The sequence below is a fragment of the Kitasatospora sp. NEAU-CNBT7 genome (assembly GCF_057220535.1).
The window spans coordinates 112,470-133,047 of the sequence record NZ_JBXQQB010000023.1; the positions used below are offsets into that span (position 1 = coordinate 112,470).

Below are 20,578 nucleotides of genomic sequence, written 5' to 3' on the forward strand. Positions count from 1 at the left end.
AGCGGCACCCCGAGAACACCCGGAGGAACCCCATGGGAGACCGCAGAGACACCCCACGCCGCCGGCGGCCGGCGCCGCCCTTCCGGCTCCGGCGCGAGGTGCTGGTCGGCTACGCCGCGCCCGCGCTGAGCGCCGGCGCCGGCGGCATGATCAGCGGACAGCCGGACCTGGCCCTGGCCGCCTGGACCTCGATCGCCGGCACCTCGGCCCTGACCACGGCCCTGACCGGCGGCTGGCTGAACCGCCGCGGGCCGGATCGCCGCAGGCCGGACCGCCGCTGGGCCCGGACCGTGCCACGGCCCCTGCTGGCAGCAGGCTCCGCCCTGGTCGCGGGCGCCGTCGCCGCCCTCGCCGCCCAGCTGGCGACCGGCCCGTTCGACGCCTGGACCACCGCGCACCTCGCCCCCTGGGCGGGCCGCCTCCCGCTGGACCTGCCGATCGCGGCGGCCCCGGCGGCAGCCATCGTCAGCTGGCGCTGGCGCACCGCCCAGCGGTCCCGGACCACCCCGGGCCCGACGGCACCCCCGCTCTCCCCGACCGGGGAGTTCACGACCCGAGAGGACCACCGATGATCGTCGTCATGGGAGCCACCGGATCCACCGGCGGCGCACTGCTGCACCGCCTCACCACCCTGGGCGTCCCGGTGCGCGCCCTGACCCGCGAGCCCGCTCGGCTGCGGGCCCGCCTCGGCTCCCCCGCCGGCGGCCCGCCCGCCGCCGGCGTCGGGATCCGCGCGGCGGACGCCGCCGATCCCGCGACGCTGCGGGCCGCCTTCGACGGCGCCGACCAGCTGTTCCTGACCATGGCCAACAGTCCGGCCCAGGCCGCCCTGGAGGGCAACGCCGTCGCGGCCGCCGCCCGCAGCGGCATCCGGCACGTGGTCAAGCTCTCCGCACCGGGCGTCGGCGCCGACTCCCCCGTCGCGGTCTCCCGCTGGCACCACGCCGTCGAACAGCAGTTGCTCGCCTCCGGCCTGCCGCACACCCTGCTGCGCCCGTACGCCTTCATGCAGAAGCTGCTGCTGCTCGGCCCGCAGATCGCGGCGGGCGGTGCGCTGTACGGGGCGATGGCCGACGCTCCCTGCAACTACGTGGACTGCCGGGACATCGCCGACGTGGCCGCCGCCGTGCTCACCCGCCCGGAACTGGCGGGGCGGACGTACACCCTGACCGGGGACCGCACCTACAGCCACCCCGAACTGGCCCACCTGCTGAGCACCTTGCTCGGCCACCCGGTGCGCCACCTCGACCTGGGCGCCGAGGGACTGCGCCGCCACCTGATCGAACGCGCCGGGATGCCGGGCTGGCTGGCCGCACATGTCGCGGAGATCCAGCAGCTGGCCGTCGACCGGCCGGAGGCGCCCACCACCACGGTCGCCCGGATACTCGGCCGGCCGCCGCGGAGCCTGGAGGCCTTCCTGCGCGAGCACCTCGGGGCGTTCCGGCCGTGACCCGCCCGGGAGGGCCGGCGGGAGTTCCCGGCGGCGCCGGCCGAACCGGACCTCGAGGGCCCCGGAAACCCGGCACCCGGGCATGCGCACGGGGTGCCGGGAAGGCCGTCCGGTAAAACTGCTGGCCGGTCCGGGGAGCGGCGAGCATCATGACGGGCATGACGACCATTTCCCGGATCGACCCCCCATTCTCCGCCGACGAGAGCGCGATGCTGCACTCCTGGCTCGACTACCACCGCGCCACCCTCGCCCTGAAATGCGAGGGCCTGACCGACGATCAGCTGCGCGAGCGTTCCGTGGAACCGTCCGCACTCTCGCTGCTCGGCCTGGTCCGGCACATGGCGGAGGTCGAACGGCACTGGTTCCAGGCCGTGCTCGACGGCGTCGACCTCGGCGAGCACGGCCTGTACTGGACCAAGGAGGACCCGGACGGCGACTTCGACAACGTGGCCACCGGCGACGTGGCCGCCGACTTCGCCGCCTGGCGGGAGCAGGTCGAGCTGGCCCGGCGGTCGGCGGCCGGCGTACCGCTCGACACCGTGGGCAAAGGCCTGCGCCGGGGCGAGGAAGTGACGCTCCGGTGGATCCTGGTCCACATGATCGAGGAGTACGCCCGGCACAACGGGCACGCCGATCTGCTCCGCGAGCGGATCGACGGCGCCACCGGCGAGTGAACCCGTTACATGATTGTTGACAGATAGTCAACCAAGGCCTGACGCACACCGATATGGTCTACGCGCGCAACCACCCGGGGACCTGGGGCGTCGCATGGATCATCCGGACAATCACGGATTTCCCGCTCGCCACAACCCGTCCGGCGGTCGCGAGCGGGCACCAGACCGGTGATCAATGCGATACTCGGACAGTTCCAACAAGTGGATGACGTGTCAAGAAGGCACGGAAACCCGGGGGACGCGTACGGGACGGGACAGGGAGGCGCGGCATGGGAGCACTTCGCGACGAGCACCACAACGGGTGGCTGATGCCCTCCGGGAACTACCCGGCCGCGGTGTACGAGGAACCGTGGGACTCCGAGGAGACCCTGCAGAACGCGGTGCCCGCACCCGCCAAGATCGTCTCGCTGCGCCCGACCGGCTTCGAGTCCGCCCGCACCGTCGGCGAGCACATCCGGGCCTCGGTCCCGGTCGTGATGGACCTGACCGAGATGAGCGAGGCCGAGGCCAAGCGCATGGTCGACTTCGCCTCCGGTCTGATCTTCGGCACCCGGGGCGGGATCGAGCGGATCGCCCGCCGGGTGTTCCTGCTCACACCGGCGGAGGTCGAGGTGACAGTGATCGACCGCCCGCTCGACGACACCGGGTTCTACAACCAGAGCTGACCACGCCCCGAGCGGTACCACCGGGGACGGCACCCGCCGTCCCCGGTTTTTTGCTGCCCGGAGCCGGAGCCGGCCGAGTCGGCCGGGAATCTCATGAGACATGCATGTCTCATTTGGTCTACACTCGGTTCATGGCCACCGACCGTGACTCCGTACTCGAAGCCGCCGTCGGCGTGCTCTCCCGCCGCCCCACCGCCCACCTGGACGAGATCGCCAGGGCGGCCGGCATCAGCCGCGCCACCCTGCACCGGATCTTCCCCGGCCGGGAGGCGCTGATCCGCGAGGTCGGCAGACTCGGCCTGCGCCGGTTCGCCACCGCCCTCGACACCGCGATGATCGAGGAGGGCGACGCGCAGGCCGCGCTCAGACGCCTGATCGACGCCGTCGTCCCGGACGCCGCGCTCTGCGCGCTGCTGGCCGGCGAGAACCAGCTCTACGACGACCCGGGGATCAACGAACTCTGGGAGATCCAGGACGCCCGGGTCCGCGCGCTCTTCCTGCGCGGCCAGCAGGAGGGCGTGTTCCGGATCGAGCTCTCGGCCGGCTGGCTCAGCGAAGCCTTCTTCGACCTCGTCGCGGGCGTCGGCTGGGCCGTCCAGGACGGACGCCTGGCCCCCCGCGACAGTGCCCACTCGCTCGCCGAGCTCTTCCTCGGCGGCGCTCTCAGGAGACCTGATAACTCATGACCGGCAAGCCCCTCACCCACGCGGGCGCCCGGCGTCGCTGGGCCGGTCTCGGCGTGCTCGTGCTCGCCGTCACCCTGGTCGCGGTGGACGCGACCGTACTGTCGCTGGCCATCCCCTCCATCAGCGAGACCCTCGACCCCAGCGGCACGCAGCTGCTGTGGATCGGTGACGTCTACTCCTTCGTGCTGGCCGGCCTGCTGGTCAGCATGGGCGCCCTGAGCGACCGGATCGGCCGCAAGAAGCTGCTGCTGGCGGGCTCCACCGCGTTCGGCGCCGCCTCCCTGCTCGCCGCGTACGCGCCCACCCCGGGCTGGCTCATCCTGGCCCGCGCCCTGCTGGGCGTGGCCGGCGCGACCATCATGCCGTCCACCCTCTCGCTGATCCGCACGCTCTTCCCGGACGCCCGGGAGCGGGCCACCGCGATCGGCATCTGGGGCGCCGGTGCCACCGCGGGCGCCGCGCTCGGCCCGCTGGTCGGCGGGGTGCTGCTGGAGCACTTCTGGTGGGGCTCGGTCTTCCTGCTGAACCTGCCGGTGCTCGCGCTGCTGCTGGTGTTCGGCGCCTGGCTGCTGCCGGAGTCCAAGGACCCCAAGCCCGGCCGCTGGGACGTGCTGAGCGTGGCGCTCTCCATGGTCGGCGTGATCGGCGTGGTCTACGCGATCAAGGAGGCCGCGGCGCACGGGCTCGGCGAGTGGCCGGTGCCGGTCGTCTTCGTCATCGGGGTGGCCGCACTGACCGTGTTCGTCCGCCGCCAGCTCCGGCTGGAGACCCCGCTGCTGGACGTGCGGCTGTTCGCCGAACCGCGGTTCACGGCCGCCGTGGTCGCCTCGCTCACCGCGTTGATCGGCCTCTCCGGCGTGATCTTCTTCATGTCGCAGTACCTGCAGCTGGTCCGCGGCCTCAGCCCGCTGACCGCCGGGATCGCGGAGATGCCGGCGTTCGTCGGAGCGGTCGTCGGCGGCCTGCTGACCGCCCGGTTCGCCCGCCGGGTCGGCCACCGCGCCGCCCTCACCGCCGGTCTGCTGGCGATGGGCCTCGGGATCGGGCTGCTCGGCCTGGTCCACCAGGACACCACCTACCTGCTGCTCGGCGCCTCCTTCCTGGCAGTCGGCACCGCCGAGGGCGTGGTCTACACGCTCGCCTCCGACCTGGTGCTCGGCGCCGCCCCGGCCGACAAGTCGGGCGCCGCCTCCGCCGTCTCGGAGACCGCGTACGAGCTGGGCACCGCGCTCGGCATCGCGCTGGTCGGCTCGGTCCTCACCGCGATCTACAGCGGCACCGTGGCCGTCCCCGCGGGGACGGACCCGGACACCGCCGCCCGGGCCGCCGAATCCGTCGGCGGCGCCGTGGAAGCGGCCGGCTCCCTCCCGGCGCAGCGCGGCGAGGAGCTGCTGCACAGCGCGAAGGACGCCTTCGTCCAGGGCATGAACACCTCCGCCTGGCTGGCCGCCGGACTGCTGCTGCTCTCGGCCGCACTGTCCTGGTACCTGCTGCGCCCGCGCCGTACGCGCGGCGGGGCCGCGCCGGCGGCCCGCCCGCGGGCGGCGGCCGACCGGGTCGACGCCTGACCGGTGGACGCACGCCGAGCCGCCCGGCCAGTGGGCCGGTCGGCTCAGCGTCGGTCGACCGGCAGCATCGCGGCCACCGTGTCGTGGACGAAGTCCATGAACGCGAACAGCCCGAACACCAGCACGCCCACCAGGCAGCCGAGGACCACCCCCACCGCGGACAGCCCGCACAGCAGGGCGATGATCCGCCCGGCCGAACGCGCCGCCGGATCGTCCGGTCCGAGGTCCATGCCGTCCCGGCCGTCCCCGTCGTCCCGATCGTTCCCGGCGTACGCCCCGCCGTCCCCGTCGATGGCCATCAGCACCCCCCGGGGGGAAGGGTGCCCGGCCGCGCGCGTCCCGGAACCACCGCCGGGCGGCTACCGCGCCTGCACCCCTGGGTCCGCGTCCGCCTCCAGCAGCAGCTCGATCAGGGTGCGGACCCCGAAGCCCGTACCGCCGGCCGTCCACTCGCCCTCGTCGCCGTCCGCCAGCGCGGTGCCCTGGATGTCGAGGTGCGCCCACGGGACGCCGGGCGGGACGAACTCCCGCAGGAACAGGCCGGCCAGCAGCGCGGTGCCGTGCCGGGTGCCGATGGTGTAGTTGACCAGGTCGGCGACGCGGGAGGCGAGCTGGCCGCGGTACGCGTCGGGCAGCGGCAGCGGCCAGTTGGGCTCGCCGGCGCGTTCGCCCGCCGCCATGACCCGCTCGGTGAGCGCCCGGTCGTTGCCCATCAGCGCGGCGATCCGGCGGCCGAGCGCCACCGCGGCCGCGTCGGTGAGGGTGGCCAGGTCGATGATCGCGTCCGGCCGGCTCTCGCCGGCCAGCAGCAGCGCGTCGGCCAGGATCAGCCGGCCTTCGGCGTCCGCGTTGCGGATCTCCACCGTGGTGCCGTCGCGCATCCGCAGGACGTCGCCGATCCGGGTGGGATCGGCGTTGGGCATGTTCTCGGTGAGCGGGAGCCAGCCGTCCACGGCCACCGGGCAGCCCAGGTCGGCCAGCACCGACATCGCCCCCAGGACGGCCGCCGCTCCCGCCATGTCGGCCTTCATGTCGGCGAGTTGGGCGTTCGGCTTGAGTGAGAGGCCGCCCGCGTCGAAGGTGACGCCCTTGCCCACCAGGGCGATCCGGCGGACGCCCGGACCCGCACCGGCGGGCCGGTGAGCGAGCCGGACCAGCCGGGGCGGCTCCAACGAGCCGCGGGCCACGCCGAGCAGCCCGCCGAGCCGCTCGGCCGCGATCCGCTCGCCCTCCCAGACCTCGCACTCCAGGCCGGCCCCGGCGGCCAGCTTCGCCGCCCGCTCCGCGAAGGCGCGCGGGGTGAGCACCCCGCCCGGCTCGTTCACAAGGTCGCGGGCCAGCAGCACGGCCTCGGCGCGGCGGCGGCCGGTGAACAGCGCGGCCCGCGCCCGGTCCTGCACCTGCTCCCCCTCCCCCTGCTGCTCCTGCGGGCCGGTCAGCACGTCGACCCGCTGGTCCGGCGCCGGGAGGCCGCGGCTGCGGTACCCGGCGAACCGGTACCCGCCGAGCAGGTAGCCCTCCGCGAACTGCCCGAGGTCGAGCGCGCCGGACCGGACGGCGAGTCGCCGGTAGCCGGCCACGGCCCTGGCCAGCCGGGCGGCCGCGCCGCGCACCACCGCGCGGTCCGAGTCGGCGCGCGGGCCGAGGCCGAGCAGGACGGTGACCGGGCCGCCGGCCGGGCCGGGCAGCTGGAGCGTGCGGCCGGCCGTCCCGTCGAACCCGGTGCCGGCCACCAGTGCGGCCGGCAGCCACCCGGGCAGCTCGCCGATGTGGACCGGCACCACCACGGCCTCGGTGTCGTCCGCGGGTTCGCTGCGCACCCGCCACTGCACGGTCATCCGGCGGCCCTCGCCGCGCGCCGGGCCGCGCCCCAGGCCTCCAGCCCCGCCAGGTACTGCCCGGCCGCCCCGGCCATCCCGCCCGCCGCACCGGTCGCCGCCCAGCCCCGGGCCGCGGAGATCGCGTAGGGGTCGAGCCGCAGCACCTGGAGGTAGCAGTCCTCGGCGAGGACCGGCTGGCCGGCCGCGGCGAAGCAGTCGGCGGCGGCCGCGTACCCGAGCGCGGTGGAGACCGGGCCGAGCCGGGCGGTGCGCAGGAAGCTGTCGGCGGCCTCCCCCGGCAGGCCGCGCTTCACCAGGCTCTCGCCCACCTCGATGTGGGTCTTCGGCTCGTACGGGTCGAGCGTCAGCGCCTCGGCGACCAGCCGGTGCCCGGCCTCGTCCTCGCCGAAGGCGTAGCACTCCTTGGAGCGGCTCTCCAGGCAGGCCCGCAGGTTCTCCCGGCGCAGGAACTCCTGGTAGGCGCCGTCGGCGGTGAGCGCTCTGGCGAGTTCCTCGGCCCGGTCCATGTCCTGCCGCAGCAGCGCGCGGTCGCGCTGCAGGAAGGGCACGTAGCTGACGCTGCGGTAGAACCGGCTCTCCAGCATCATCTTCTCGAACGGCGGCCGGCCCTCGTCCGCGAGGAGCTCGGTCAGCGCCTCCTCGGCGGTCTTGCGCCAGGCCAGTGCCTCGTCGAGGTCCTTGGTCTCGCGGGCGTGGAACACCACCGCGAACACCGCGATGGTGAAGCGCAGCCGGACCGGGCAGGCCGGGTGCCGGGCGATGGCGAAGGAATTCCTCGGCGCGACCACCCGGCGGCCGACCGATCCGACATACCTGACGGTGTCCAGCCAATGGTGCAGGCGGAGTTCCTCCGGGGTGGTGAGCCGCTCCGGCGGGATTTCCGGCAGCAGTTCCAGGACCAGCTTCCCGAATCCCAGCCGGTACAGCACCACCGCGATCCGGTGCTGGGTCTCGATATCCGACCCGGGGAAATCCTCCAGCCATCCGCAGAGCTTCTCCCACGCCGGGGTGCGCAACCGCCCGGGCAGGTCGGCCGGGTGGTCGACGGCGAATTCGGTGAGTCCGGACTCGCGGATCAGATTGCTCCGGAATGCGGGCGGCATGAGCCGCTGCCAGTTCATTTCGGGGCGACCACCGCGTTCCGCGAATTCGAAGGCGAGCGTCGGCAGGTCGGCGTACAGGCCGGGCGAGCGGGATTCGCCGAGGTTGAAGTACGCGGCGTACATCCGGTAGTGCCAGTTGTTGGTCCAGGGCTGCCCGGGCTCGGCCAGGGAGGCCTGCCGGGCGACCTCGGCCATCGGCTCGTCCGCGGCGTCGAGGCAGGTCTCGACCAGCCGGTCCCGGGTGAGCGTGGCGCGCGGGGCGGCACGGAACGCGCGTTCGGTCAGCACCCGGGCGAACTCGCGGTGGCCGAGGGTGCGGGCCGCACCGGCCGCCTGGAGCAGCGCGTACGCGGTGCCGAAGGGGCCGAGGCGGGCCGCGTGCAGGTAGCCGGCCAGAGCGCGGTCGTGGTCGCCCGCACGCTCGTCGGCCTGGGCGGCCTGCATCCGGATCTTGACGCACCAGGGGTCGACGGCGACGCCCTCCTCGATCGCCTCCCGCTCGGCCTCGGTGTCACCGAGCCGGACCGCGATCTCCACCCGGCGGTCGATCACCCGGCGCCGCGACTCCAGCAGCACCTCGGCGTCGTCCGGATCGTCGGTGCGCAGCGCCGCGACGGTCGCCCGGGCCTCGGTGAGCAGCGCCTGTGCGCCGGTGAAGTCGCGCCGGCGCTCGGCGTACATCACCTCGCGCAGGGCCAGCCGGACGGTCAGGATCGCGTGGTCGAAGGGGGTGAGGTCGGCGGCGATGTCGGCCAGCAGGGCGCGGGCGCGCTCCAGGTGGGCGGGGATGGCGTGGTCGTCGCCGGAGTGCCGGGCCAGCAGGTAGCCCCAGCCGGCGACGGCCTGGACGTGGGTGACGGTCGGGACCGGGTCCTCCACCAGCGGCCGGTAGGCGGCGACGGTCCGCGCGGACAGTCCCTCGGAGCCGAACAGTGCGACGGCCCGGGCGGCCTGCAGCCCGGCCGTGACCGGCTCCCGGCAGGCGTCGGCGGTGAGGTCGGCGGGGGCGACCTCCAGGACCGCCGGCAGCAGGCAGGCGGCGACCAGCCAGTGCGCGAGGCCGGTGCGGGCGGTCGGGTCGAGGTCGGCGTGGTGCCGGTGGGCCTCGGCCATCCGCCGCCAGGCGGGCGAGGCCAGCCGTTCGGGCAGGTCGGTGGGGGCGGCGGCCCGGTACGCCGTCAGCCCGGACTCCTCGACCAGCAGCTTGCGGTAGCTCGCGGGCATGGTCATCCCGAAGCGCAGCGCGGTCGGCGAGCGCTGCTCGAACCGGCGGGCGGCCAGCAGCGCGGCCCGGGCCTGGACGGACGTGAACTCGGATTCACCGCCGTCGAAATACGGCCGGTGCACCTCGAACGTCAACCAGCTCGGCGCATTCGCACCGACGGCCCCACGACTGAAATCCCAGCGCTCCACGGGCGGATTCCCCCTCCTATTTCTCCAGCCGGAGGCACGCCCCCCGGCACGCGGCCGAAGGGCGTGCCCGCAGTGGATCGGATCAGGCTGCGTCGTCGATCAGACAGGTCCAGCAGTCCGCTGCACCGGTGCTGATCTCGACCTCGTCCGCGAGGGACTCCCAGGACTCGTAAGCCATTTCGCAACTCCTTTCACCGAATTGCCGGGATCCGGATGTCCGGAAACCGTTTGGGTGCTCGAAAGCTATGACACCCCGTCAGGCAGCGTCAAGGCTTGAGAGTTGCCAATCGGCCCAGCAGGAGTTCGATCTCCCGGTCCGTCGTCCAATAGTGCGGGGAGATCCGGAGCACACCGTCGGCGGTGGATACCTGGATACCCGAGGAGATCAGCTCCTCGGCCATTCGCATACCGTCCGCCCCCGGCCGGGAAAGGGCGACGATGCCGGAGGCCGCCGGTGCGTCCGGGCCGAGGACCAGTGGCAGGCCGAGGCCGGCCGCGGCGGCCGTGACCCGGCCGGCGAGCCGCAGCACCCGGTCCGCCACCGCCCCGATGCCCACCTCGGTCAGCTCCGCCAGGGCGGCGGCCAGGCCGGCCATCCCGAGCAGGTCGTACATCCCGCCCTCCACCTTGGCGGCGGCGGCCCGTTCGGGCAGGTCGTAGCGGAGCCGGCCGGGGCCCTTGGAGACCTCCGCGGCGCCTTCGTGGCCGAACCAGCCGGTGGGGGTGGAGCGCAGCAGTTCCAGCCGGTCGGCGCGGCAGTAGAAGACACCGGTGCCGGGCGGCCCGCAGAGCCACTTGTGGGCGCCGGCCGCGAGGAAGTCGACCGGGGTGGCGGCCACGTCCAGCGGCAGCGCGCCCAGGCTCTGCACGGCGTCCACGCAGACCAGGGCACCGGCCCGGGCGGCCAGCGCGCAGACGGCGTCCAGGTCGAGGCGGAAGCCGGTGGCGAAGTTGACGTGGCTGACGGCCACCAGCCGGGCGGCCGGGCCGATCGCGTCGGCGACGTCCTCCAGCCGGTAGCCGCCTTCGCGCATCGGCACCCAGGACAGCCGGACGCCGTGGCGCTCCAGTCGCTGCCAGGGCCGGACGTTGGCCGGGAAGTCGCGGTCGAAGACCACCACCCGGTCGCCGGGCCGCCAGTCCAGACCGTCGGCGACCAGGTGGATCCCGGTGGAGGTGTTGGGGACGAAGGCCACCTCGTCCGGGGTGCAGCCGAGCAGGGCGGCCGCCGAGCGGCGGGCGGCGGCACGGGCCGGGAACAGCGGGCCCACCCCGGCGCTGCCGAGCGGCAGCGCCCGGTCGAGGGCATCCCGCATGGCGGCCGCGGCCACCGGCCGCAGCCGGCCGAGGCCGGCGTGGTCGAAGTAGGCGTCGCCGGTGCGGGCGTGGCCGGCGTCCGCGGGGTGGGAGTGGTCGGCGCGGGCACGCGCGGGGGTGGGCGGGGGTCCCGGCGCGGGGCCGGTCACCGGGCGGGCTCCGCGACCCGGGTGGCGCGCCCGGCGGTGGCCGCGGTCCAGGCCGCGAGCAGGAACGGTACGCCGTGCAGCAGCAGCACCCACTCGGGTACCCGGTCCGGCCGCAGCACCACGCTGGTGGCGAGCAGTCCGGCCATGAAGCCGGCGTTCACGGTGATCTGCGAGAAGCCGAACGCCCGGCCGCGGCGGGCGTCCGGAAGGCGCTGCATCGCCTGTTTGAAGGTGATCTCGCTGAGCGCGTCGCCCAGGCCCGCGAGGACGGCGCAGGCCAGCCGCGGCCACCAGCCGGACAGCCAGAACACCCCGATGAAGCCCACCGACATCACCATGGTGGCCAGGCAGAACACCACCCGCGGGCTGCGTTCGACGATCCGCCGGGCCAGCGGCCGCAGCACGAACCCGGCGATCAGCAGCCCGGCAGCCCAGCAGCTCCACACCGCACCGGAGACCGCGGTCGGCGCGTCCGGCCGCAACTCGCTGCCCAGCATGGGCAGTCCGACGTGCTGGGAGGAGCTGCCGAAGGCGTCCAGGGCGCGCAGCAGGACCAGCGGCGCGAGTCCGGCGGCGGCCAACAGCGGCCAGGAGGGCACCCGTTCGGCACCCGGCCCGGTGGTGGCGCCGGCCTCCCGCAGGGTCGGCCGCAGCAGCAGCAGGACCAGCGCGGACAGGCCGTAGCTCGCGGCGTCCAGCGCGAAGACGCCCCGATAGCCGAGCAGCGGGACGGCGACGGTGGCCAGGCCCATGCCGGTCATGAAGGCGATGCCGCGCAGCCCGGCGAGCACGCTGTTGACCGTCTGGGTGGCCGGGCCGGCCAGCACCGGTGTGGCCGCCGAGAGCGTCGCCTCGAACACCGAACGGCCGGCGCCCACCAGGAACACCGCGACGTAGAGCCACCAGCCCTGCTGACGGCCGGGCAGCAGGGTGAGGGTGAGCAGCGCGAGCAGCCGGACCAGGTCGGCGCCCACCATCACCCGCAGCCGGTCCCAGCGGTCGCCGAAGCGGTGGCCGAGCCGGCCGCCGGTGATCGCCCCCGCGTACAGCGCGACGCTGACCAGTCCGGTGGCGGCGGCGGAGCGGGTGCGTTCCCAGACGAACACCGACAGGCAGATGAAGTCCAGCGCGTAGCCGATGTCGGAGACCGCCTTGGCGGTGAGGAAGACCGCCAGGTCCCGACGTGTCGCGGTGGCCGCTGGGGGCGCGGCCGTCAGCGGTGGCATCTGCCGCACCTCCCGTCCGGGTGATCGACATGCTGCCGCACCTGAGCGCTTGCGGACAAGGGGAGCTGACGGACTATCTGAAGCCGTTCATCTCAGCACCCTTGGGGCCATGGCTCGGCCGGGCCACGGGTCTTGAAGGCCGGGGACCCGGGGCCGGGTGCGGTCGCGTGCGGTCACTGGCGGTTGAGCGAACGGCTGACGCCGGCCAGCAGTGCCGTGGTGAGCAGCCAGCCCGCGGCGATCAGGCCGTAGCCGACCCACTGCTGCGCGCCGGTCCAGTACCAGGCGGTGCGCTGGCCGAAGCCGCCGATCGGCAGGAGCAGGTCGAGGGTGTAGATGAACGGGTTGAACGGGGCGCCCGGTTCGGCCCCGGCGGCGGTGGGGGTGCCGGAGCCGAACACGGTGGTACCGAGGGCGGTCAGCGCGAGCAGCCAGATTCCGGCCTGCCACGGGCGGTAGCCGTAGCCGACGGTGAGGTCCAGCAGCCGGCCCCAGGCCCGGCCGAGCAGGTGCAGCCCCCGGCGGCGCCGCCGCTGCTTGGCGAGCAGCACCGAGCGGGCCGCGTCGTCCTCGCCGGACCGGCGGTACCAGGCGGCCAGTTGCTCGTACGGCTGCGGCGAGTAGGCCGGCAGGCCGTCCAGCCAGGCCAGGCGGTCGGCCAGGGTGGCCGGTGCGGTGCGCTGCAGCGAGGTGTAGCCGAGCCCGTCCAGGCGGGAGTCGGCGGGCCAGCCGAGTTCGCTGTCGCACAGGACGGACAGCTGGGCCTCCTGCAGGTCGACGGTGCCGGACGGGACCGCGGCGGGGGTCAGCCGCAGCTCGCCGGCCCGCAACCTCGGCGCCTCCAAGGCGACTTCGGGTCCGGCGAGGACGGCCCCGGCGAAGGTGAGCCGGCTGCGGACGGTGGCGCCGGGCAGCCGGACGGCGCCGTTGGCGGTGAACCCGTCGCTGAGCGCCACGGTGGAGGCGGTCAGGTCGTCACCGCTGATCGCGTCACCGCCCGGGTTGTCGATCCGGGCCGCCTCCATGAACAGTCCGCCGTTGAACTGCACCCCCACCAGCCGCAGTCCGCCCCGGGCCCGGAACCCCTTGCGGGCGAAGCAGCCGCCGTCCAGCACCATGCCGCCGGCCCACAGCGCCCAGACGCCCGGCGCGCAGGCCGGGTCGGCGGTGGAGGCGTCCAGCAGCTCGGTCGCGGTCAACCGGACTCCGCTGAGCCGCAGTTCGCCGGTGATGTGGGCGCGGGTGAGGGTGAGGCGGCCGTCGATGACGGAGTCCTCGAAGAACAGGTTGCCGTCCAGGTTGAGCAGCCAGCCGTCCAGGCCGGGGATCCGGCAGGACAGCAGGGACACCGACCGCAGGCTCGCCCCGCGGAGCGTGACCTGTTCCTCGAACCGGCAGTCGCGGAGCAGCAGTTCGTGCTCGACGCGGGCACCGGCCAGGTCCAGTCGGCCGGTTATCCGGGCTCCGGTCAGCCGGACGGCGGCGACGGCGCCCGGGGCGGCGGGGCGGGCGCCGAGCAGCAGAGCGGCGATCACCTCGGCCCGTACGGCGCGGCGGCTGTCCCAGCCGGACTCCTCGGCCGGGTCGGCGGGAGCCGCGCCCAGGTCCGCCAGCTCGACCGCGGCACCGGTCGGGAACGCGTCCCACACCCGGCGCTCGGCCACCGTCAACTCGTCGTACCCCAGCATCGGGCCTCCCCGTCTCCCCGTCCCGCACCCACTGGACCGGACTGGACGGTACCCGGGGGGGTCGGTGGGGCGTGCGGGTGGGGTTGCCCCCGGGCCGACTGGGCAGGTCCGGGCGGCGGCCCCCGGCGGGGCGACCTGGCGCGAGCCGGAGTGGCGGCCCGTCACCTCCCGAACTCGCGCAGTTCCCCGCGCCCCTGGGGGCTCCCCCGGGCCAGCTGTGCCCGTCCAGGCGGCGGCCCCCGGCGGGGCCACTCGGCGCGAGCCGGGGAGGCGGGCCGTCACCTCCCGAACTCGCGCAGTTCCCCGCGCCCCTGGGGGGGTTGCCCCGGGCCGGCTGGGCCCGTCCAGGCGGCGGCCCCCGGCGGGGCGCCACTCGGCGCGAGCCGGAGAGACGGGCCGTCACCTCCCGAACTCGCGCAGTTCCCCGCGCCCCCGGGGGTTCCCCGGGCCGGCTGGGCAGGTCCGGGCGGCGGCCCGTGGGTGGTCAGAGGGGGAGGGCGCCGCGGTGGCCGAGGTCGATCTCGGCCCAGACGACCTTGCCGTTCCTGGTCTGGCGGGTGCCCCAGCGGTGGGCGAGTTCGCTGACCAGGTGCATGCCGCGGCCGCCCTCGTCCTGCTCGGCCGAGCTCCGCAAGCGGGGTGCCTGGCGGCCGGCGTCGGAGACCTCCAGGGTCAGGTAGCGGTCGCGGAACAGCCGCAGGCGCCGCGGGGCGTCGGCGTGCAGCATGGCGTTGGTGACCAGTTCGCTGACCATGAGTTCGGCGTAGTCGGCGACGGCGGACAGGCCCCAGGCCTCCAGGGTGGCCCGGGTGAAGCGGCGGGCCCGGCTGGGCAGCGGTCCGTCGCCGGTGAGCGGGAGGGTGGCGATCCGGTCCGCGGGGACCGGCAGCACCCGGGCCATGATCATCGCGATGTCGTCGTCGGTGCCCTCGGCGACGAGTTCGGTGAGCACGGCGTCGCAGCTCTCCTCCAGGGTGCGGCCGCGCACCGCGAGGATCTTGGAGAGCAGGCCGATGCCTTCGTCCAGGTCGCGGCCGCGCCGCTCGACCAGGCCGTCGGTGTAGAGGGCGATCAGGCCGCCCGGCGGCAGGGTGAACTCGACCGCGCTGAACGCCACGCCGCCGACCCCGAGCGGCACGCCGGGCGGTACGTCCAGGATCCGGGCGGAGCCGTCGGGGGCGACCGCGACCGGCGGCAGGTGGCCGGCCGAGGCGATGGTGCAGATCCGTTCGACCGGGTCGTAGACCGCGCAGACGCAGGTCGCGAACTGGCCCTCGCCGATGCCGCTGGCGGTCTCGTCGAGCCGGGTCAGTACCTGTTCGGGCGGCAGGTCCAGGGTGGCCAGGGTGCGGGCGACGGTGCGCAGTTGGCCCATGGTGGCGGCGGCCCGGATGCCGTGGCCCATCACGTCGCCGACCACCAGCGCGACCCGGCCGCTGGAGAGCGGCACCACGTCGAACCAGTCGCCGCCGACCTCGCTGACCAGGCTGCTCGGCAGGTAGCGGTGGGCGATCTCCAGTCCGAGGGTGCGGTGGATCTCCTGCGGCAGCAGGCTGCGCTGCAGGGTGAGTGCGGTCTCCCGCTCGCGGCGGTACAGCCGGGCGTTGTCGATGGCCAGCGCGGTGCGGGCGACCAGTTCCTCGGCGAGGGCCACGTCGGCGGCGGTGAAGGCGTCCGGGTTGCGGGTGCGGACGAACTCGGCGCCGCCGAGCACCATCCCGCGGGCGATCACCGGCACCAGCAGGTACGAGTGGATGCCGGCCGCCATCGCGGGGCCGACCCGGTCCGGCGAGGGCACCAGGCCGGTCAGTGTCTCCTCGTCGACGTGCGCCCGCAGCAGCGGGCGGCCGCTGAACAGGGTGCGCGCGTACATCCGCTTGGCGTCGTACCGGGAGACCAGGCCGACCGCGTCGGCGGCCTGGGTGAGTCCGGAGCCGAAGGCCTCGCCGACCGCGACGGCCCGTACCTGCACCGAGCTGTCGGGGCGCAGCGGGCCCGGTTCCTCGCCGCCGAGGACGGATTCCAGCAGGTCGACGGTGGCGAAGTCGGCGAACCGCGGGACCACCGCCTCGACCAGTTCCTCGGCGGTGCGCTGCAGGTCGAGGGTGGTGCCGATGCGGGCGGTGGCGGCGGCCAGCATGGCGAGGCGTTCCTGGGCGCGGGAGGCGCGGGCCTCGGCGCGGAAGCGCTCGGTGACGTCGATGATGGAGGAGCTGACGCCGAGCACCCGGCCGGTGGGGTCCTCCAGCCGGAAGTAGGAGGCCGACCAGGCGCGGTCGCGCCGCGGGTCGCCGGGGGTGTGGCCGTGCGAGCGGGCGTCGACCACCGGGCGGCCGGTGAGCAGGACCTGCCGCATGACGGCTTCGATCTCGCTGCTGTTGATGCCGGGCAGGACCGCGCTGATCCGCCGGCCGAGGTGGTCCTCGACCGGGATGCCGTTGATCCGGGCGAGTGCGTTGTTCAGCCGGACGTAGCGCAGGTCGGTGTCGTAGACGGCCAGGCCGATCGGCGACTGGGTGAAGAAGCCGTCGAGGATGGCCAGGTCGGACTCGACCTGGCGCAGTGCGGAGACGTCGGAGGCGGTGGCCAGCAGCAGCGGCCGGTCGCCGGGGCCGCTGATCGGGTAGGTGTGGAACTCCAGCTCGACCAGGTGGCCGTCGCGGTGGCGTACCGGGTGGGTGCCGGACCAGCCGCGGCCGGACATGATCTGCCGGAACAGGCCGACCACCTGGGGCCGCTCGGCGTCGGTGAGCAGCAGCTGGGCGGCGTAGGCGCCGATGGCGTCCCCGGCCGGGTAGCCGAGCAGGGCCTCGGCCTCCTCGCTCCAGTGCAGGATCCGGCCGTCGTCCTGGAGCAGCGCGGTGGCCAGTGGCACCAGGCGGTGACCGGCCAGGCGCGCCGAAGCGGCGCCCGCCGCATCCCGGCCGGCGCCGTCCGGCGCGGTCTGCTCGAATCCGTGCATGATCAGGTGACCACCTGCCCGGTACCTTCCCGTTCGGAGCCCGGCCAACCCGGCTTCCACCAGACTGCACGGCACCCGCCCGGACGGCGAGTCAGCTCCACGGGCCGCCCGTGCGGCCGGCCGGGTCAGACAGTACGAGCGTCTGACCCGGGCGTGCAAGACATCTGTCCGAATCGGTACCGGCCGGGCCCGCGCGGCGGCCGGTGGGGCACCCGGCGGCTCAGGCCGCGGCCAGCACCGCGTCGAGCATGCTGGCCCACTGGCGGACGATGCCGGCCCGGCGCGGGCCGTCGTCGGTGAGCAGGTTGGCCAGGCCCAGGCCGCGGGCCAGGTCGAGGGTGGCCTGGACGCTCTCGCGGACGCCGGGGGCGCTCTCGTCGGCGCCCAGGAACTCCACCGTGGCCCGGTGGGCCTCCCGGCCGACCTGGTTCTCCAGGGCGACGATCCGCTCCCGCAGCGGTTCCTCGGTGGCGGCGGCCACCCACAGGTGCAGTGCGGCGCGGAACAGCGGGCCGGTGTAGAGCCGGACGATCATCTCGGCGACCGCCTCGGTCCGGGCCTGACCGGCCGGCGGCAGCAGCTCGCTGTGGGCGCGCACCGCCGCCAGCCGCTCGGCGGCCACGTGCTCGACGGCCGCGGTGAACAGGTCCTCCCGGGTCGGGAAGTGGTGCTGCGCGGCCCCCCTGGTCACCCCGGCCCGTTCCGCCACCACGGCGACCGTGCTGCCGTTCCAGCCGAGCTCGGCCAGGCACTCCACCGCCGCCTCCAGCAGCCGGCGCCGGGTGGCGCGGCTGCGGTCCTGCTGGGGGGTGCGGGAGGCGGCGTGGGTGGTGTTCATGGCTGCTTTCCGATGGTCGGGCCGGTACCCGCCGATCCTGTCAGACCTGGCGGGAGCGGGCCCGCAGCTCCTTGCGCAGGATCTTCCCGGCGACGGACTTGGGGACGGCGTCGATGAACTCCACCGCCCGCACCTTCTTGTACGGCGCGACCTGCCCGGCCACGAACTCGGCCACCTCCTGCTCGGTCAGCGCGATGCCCGGGGCCCGCACGACGTACGCCTTGGGCCGCTCCTCGCCGTCCTCGCCGACGACCCCGATCACGGCCGCGTCGGCGATCCCGGGGTGGGTCAGCAGCAGTGCCTCCAGTTCGGCGGGGGCGACCTGGTAGCCCTTGTACTTGATCAGTTCCTTGACCCGGTCGACCACGAAGAGGTAGCCGGCCGCGTCCACGTGGCCGATGTCGCCGGTGTGCAGCCAGCCGTCCTCGTCGATCATGGCGTCGGTCTCGGACTGCCGGCCGAAGTAGCCCTTCATCACCTGCGGACCGCGGAAGACCAGTTCGCCGTCCTCGCCCGGTCCGAGGTCCTTGCCGGAGCCGTCCAGCGCGACCACCCGCAGCTCGGTGCTGGCGACCAGCCGGCCGACCGTGCCGGGCGGGGCCTGGTCGTCCGTCAGCGGCACCACGTGGGTGACCGGGGAGAGCTCGGTCATCCCGTACCCCTGGCGGATCGCGGACAGGCCGAGGCGCCGCGCGCACAGGTCGGCGAGCTCGGCGTCGAGCGGTGCGGCGGCGCACAGCACGTAGCGCAGCGAGGACAGGTCGAACCGGTCCACCATCGGGTGCTTGGCCAGCGCCAGCGCGATCGGCGGGGCCACGAAGACACCCTGGATCCGCTGGTCCTGGATGGTGCGCAGGAACTGTTCCAGGTCGAACCTGGGCAGCACCACCACGGTCGAGCCGCAGCGCAGCGGGTGGTTCAGCAGGGCGGCCAGCCCGTAGATGTGGAAGAAGGGCAGGACGGCGAGGATCCGCTCACCCGGTTCGGTGGAGTGCACGGCGTCGACCTGGGCCAGGTTGGAGGCGATCGAGCGGTGGGTGAGCATCACCCCCTTGGGCAGACCGGTGGTGCCGCTGGAGTACGGCAGCACGGCGACATCCTCGGCCGGGTCGATCGCCACCAGCGGTTCGGGCGCGGTGGTGGCGGCCAGGTCGGTCAGCGAGCGGTGGCCGGGGGCGGTGTCGCAGACGAAGACCTCGGCGATCGGGCGGCCCTCGGCGGCCAGCGCGGCGGCGGCCTCGGCGGCCACCGGCAGGAACGGCGACACGGTGATGATCCAGCGGGCCCGGCTGTCGCGCAGCTGGCCGGCCAGCTCGTGGGCGGTGGTCATCGAGCTGACCGTGGTGACGGTGGCACCCGCCCGGGTCGCGCCGAAGAACGCCACCGGGTAGGCGATGGTGTTGGGGCTGTACAGCGCCACCACGTCGCCCTTGCGGACCCCGGCCTCGGCGAGACCGGCGGCGGTGCGGCGGGTGGCGGCGTCGAGTTCGGCGTAGCTGACCGACCGCCCGGTGATCCCGTCCACCAGGGCCGGTACGTCGGGGTACCCCGCGCAGCCGCCGAGCACCGCCTCGTGGATCGGCTGGTCGAGCGGTTCGATGTCCGGGTAGTCACTGCGGAACGCCATTCGGGCCTCCTGACCGAGGGGTGGAGTCTCAAGGGTGGCGGCTGCGGGCCGGTCCGGACAGAGGGCGTCCGGACCGGTCCGCGGCCGGCCGACCCGGGGGCCGGTCAGTACGAGCGGGGCAGGCCGAGGGTGTGCTGGGCCACGTAGTTGAGGATCATCTCGCGGCTGACCGGCGCGACCCGGCCGACCCGGGTCGCGGTCAGGAGGGCGCCCAGGCCGTACTCCTGGGTGAGGCCGTTGCCGCCGAGGGTCTGCACCGCCTGGTCGACGGCCCGGCAGGAGGCCTCGCCCGCGGCGTACTTGGCCATGTTGGCGGCCTCGCCGGCGGCCAGGTCGTCGCCGCCGTCGTACAGGTGCGCGGCCTTCATCATCATCAGCCTGGCCAGTTCGACCTCGATGGTGCACTGGGCCAGCGGGTGCGCGATGCCCTGGTGGGCGCCGATCGGGGTGTCCCAGACGGTACGGGTCTTGGCGTACCCGACGGCGGTGTCCAGGGCCTGCCGGGCGACCCCGAGGGAGAACGCGGCGGTCATGATCCGCTCGGGGTTCAGGCCCGCGAACAGTTGCAGCAGGCCGGCGTCCTCGTCGCCGACCAGGGCGTCGGCGGGCAGCCGGACGTCGTCCAGGAAGACCTGGAACTGCTTCTCGGGGGTGACCAGTTCCATCGGGATGGCCCGGTACTCGAAGCCGGGCGTCTCGCGCGGGACCACGAACAGCGCGGGCTTGAGCTTGCCGGTGCGGGCGTCCTCGGTCCGGCCGACGAACAGCACGGCGTCCGCCCGGTCGACGCCGGAGATGAACACCTTGCGGCCGCTGAGCACCCACTCGTCGCCGTCCCGGCGGGCCACGGTGGAGATCCGGTGCGAGTTGGAGCCGGCGTCCGGTTCGGTGATGCCGAAGGCCATCCGGCGGGTGCCGTCGGCGAGTCCGGGCAGCCAGCGCCGCTTCTGCTCGTCGGTGCCGAACCGGGCGATCACGGTGCCGCAGATCGCCGGGGAGACGATCATCATCAGCAGCGGGCAGCCGGCGGCGCCCATCTCCTCCAGCACGATGGCGAGTTCGCCGATTCCGGCGCCACCGCCGCCGTACTCGGCGGGCAGGTTGACGCCGAGGTAGCCAAGCTTTCCGGCCTCGGCCCAGACCTCGTCGGCGGGTTCGCCGGCCCGGGCCTTGGCCTGGAAGTAGCCGGGCCCGAAGCGGCGGGCGAGGTCGCCGACCGCCTGGCGCAGGGCGCGGCGCTCGGCGCTCTCCGCCAGGTAACTGTCGGGGGTGGACGTGGAGTTCTCGGTGGTGCGCGGTGCGGACATCGGCGGTCCTTCCGGGCGGGCGGGTGGTGGGGTGGCCCGGCGCCTCACGGACCGGGCGCGGGGT

Annotated in this window: 16 protein-coding genes; 6 read left to right on the forward strand and 10 right to left on the reverse strand. The window is 74.5% G+C overall.

Going from position 1 to position 20,578, the window contains the following annotated elements:
- Positions 1-32 precede the first annotated feature (32 nt).
- The 6 genes from AC2TEW_RS26465 to AC2TEW_RS26490 all read left to right on the forward strand — a co-directional run bounded on the left by AC2TEW_RS26465 (position 33) and on the right by AC2TEW_RS26490 (position 5,043).
- Positions 33-572: a hypothetical protein gene (locus AC2TEW_RS26465; protein WP_484625868.1), complete on the forward strand. Its 540-nt coding sequence runs from the start codon at positions 33-35 to the stop codon at positions 570-572.
- Positions 573-580: 8 nt separating this feature from the next.
- Complete coding sequence (locus AC2TEW_RS26470; RefSeq protein ID WP_484625869.1) at positions 581-1,450, forward strand: NAD(P)H-binding protein; 870 nt, start codon at positions 581-583, stop codon at positions 1,448-1,450.
- Between the two features lie 158 nt (positions 1,451-1,608).
- Positions 1,609-2,124: a DinB family protein gene (locus AC2TEW_RS26475; protein ID WP_484625870.1), complete on the forward strand. Its 516-nt coding sequence runs from the start codon at positions 1,609-1,611 to the stop codon at positions 2,122-2,124.
- A 269-nt stretch (positions 2,125-2,393) separates the two neighbouring features.
- A complete protein-coding gene (locus tag AC2TEW_RS26480) occupies positions 2,394-2,789 on the forward strand; it encodes a cell division protein SepF (RefSeq protein ID WP_051811581.1) in 396 nt (131 codons plus the stop codon).
- Between the two features lie 131 nt (positions 2,790-2,920).
- The gene (locus tag AC2TEW_RS26485; RefSeq protein ID WP_484625871.1) at positions 2,921-3,475 is read left to right on the forward strand and encodes a TetR/AcrR family transcriptional regulator; all 555 of its coding nucleotides are present in this window, start codon (positions 2,921-2,923) and stop codon (positions 3,473-3,475) included.
- Positions 3,472-5,043 (forward strand): MFS transporter, encoded by a 1,572-nt coding sequence (locus AC2TEW_RS26490; protein WP_484625872.1) that lies wholly within the window; start codon positions 3,472-3,474, stop codon positions 5,041-5,043. Before AC2TEW_RS26485 ends, AC2TEW_RS26490 begins: the two co-directional genes overlap by 4 nt.
- Positions 5,044-5,087: 44 nt before the next feature.
- On the opposite strand, the gene AC2TEW_RS26495 is transcribed toward AC2TEW_RS26490, so the two are convergent.
- From AC2TEW_RS26495 to AC2TEW_RS26540, 10 genes are all read right to left on the reverse strand, one after another.
- Positions 5,088-5,342: a hypothetical protein gene (locus AC2TEW_RS26495; RefSeq protein WP_484625873.1), complete on the reverse strand. Its 255-nt coding sequence runs from the start codon at positions 5,340-5,342 to the stop codon at positions 5,088-5,090.
- A gap of 60 nt (positions 5,343-5,402) precedes the next feature.
- Positions 5,403-6,881 (reverse strand): leucyl aminopeptidase, encoded by a 1,479-nt coding sequence (locus AC2TEW_RS26500; RefSeq protein ID WP_484625874.1) that lies wholly within the window; start codon positions 6,879-6,881, stop codon positions 5,403-5,405.
- Positions 6,878-9,346 (reverse strand): tetratricopeptide repeat protein, encoded by a 2,469-nt coding sequence (locus AC2TEW_RS26505; protein WP_484625875.1) that lies wholly within the window; start codon positions 9,344-9,346, stop codon positions 6,878-6,880. Before AC2TEW_RS26505 ends, AC2TEW_RS26500 begins: the two co-directional genes overlap by 4 nt.
- Positions 9,347-9,666: 320 nt before the next feature.
- The gene (locus AC2TEW_RS26510) at positions 9,667-10,866 is read right to left on the reverse strand and encodes an aminotransferase class V-fold PLP-dependent enzyme (RefSeq protein WP_484625876.1); all 1,200 of its coding nucleotides are present in this window, start codon (positions 10,864-10,866) and stop codon (positions 9,667-9,669) included.
- Complete coding sequence (locus AC2TEW_RS26515) at positions 10,863-12,092, reverse strand: MFS transporter (RefSeq protein WP_484625877.1); 1,230 nt, start codon at positions 12,090-12,092, stop codon at positions 10,863-10,865. Before AC2TEW_RS26515 ends, AC2TEW_RS26510 begins: the two co-directional genes overlap by 4 nt.
- 173 nt (positions 12,093-12,265) lie before the next feature.
- Positions 12,266-13,780, reverse strand: coding sequence for an oxidoreductase (locus AC2TEW_RS26520; protein ID WP_484625878.1), 1,515 nt, complete (start codon positions 13,778-13,780; stop codon positions 12,266-12,268).
- Between the two features lie 484 nt (positions 13,781-14,264).
- The gene (locus tag AC2TEW_RS26525) at positions 14,265-16,742 is read right to left on the reverse strand and encodes a SpoIIE family protein phosphatase (protein ID WP_484625879.1); all 2,478 of its coding nucleotides are present in this window, start codon (positions 16,740-16,742) and stop codon (positions 14,265-14,267) included.
- Between the two features lie 220 nt (positions 16,743-16,962).
- A complete protein-coding gene (locus AC2TEW_RS26530; RefSeq protein ID WP_484625880.1) occupies positions 16,963-17,580 on the reverse strand; it encodes a TetR/AcrR family transcriptional regulator in 618 nt (205 codons plus the stop codon).
- A gap of 40 nt (positions 17,581-17,620) precedes the next feature.
- Entirely contained in the window at positions 17,621-19,207 is a 1,587-nt protein-coding gene (locus AC2TEW_RS26535) for a 4-coumarate--CoA ligase family protein (protein WP_484625881.1), read from the reverse strand.
- A gap of 104 nt (positions 19,208-19,311) precedes the next feature.
- On the reverse strand, positions 19,312-20,514 hold the full coding sequence (locus AC2TEW_RS26540) for an acyl-CoA dehydrogenase family protein (RefSeq protein WP_484625882.1): 1,203 nt from the start codon (positions 20,512-20,514) through the stop codon (positions 19,312-19,314).
- Positions 20,515-20,578 lie beyond the last annotated feature (64 nt).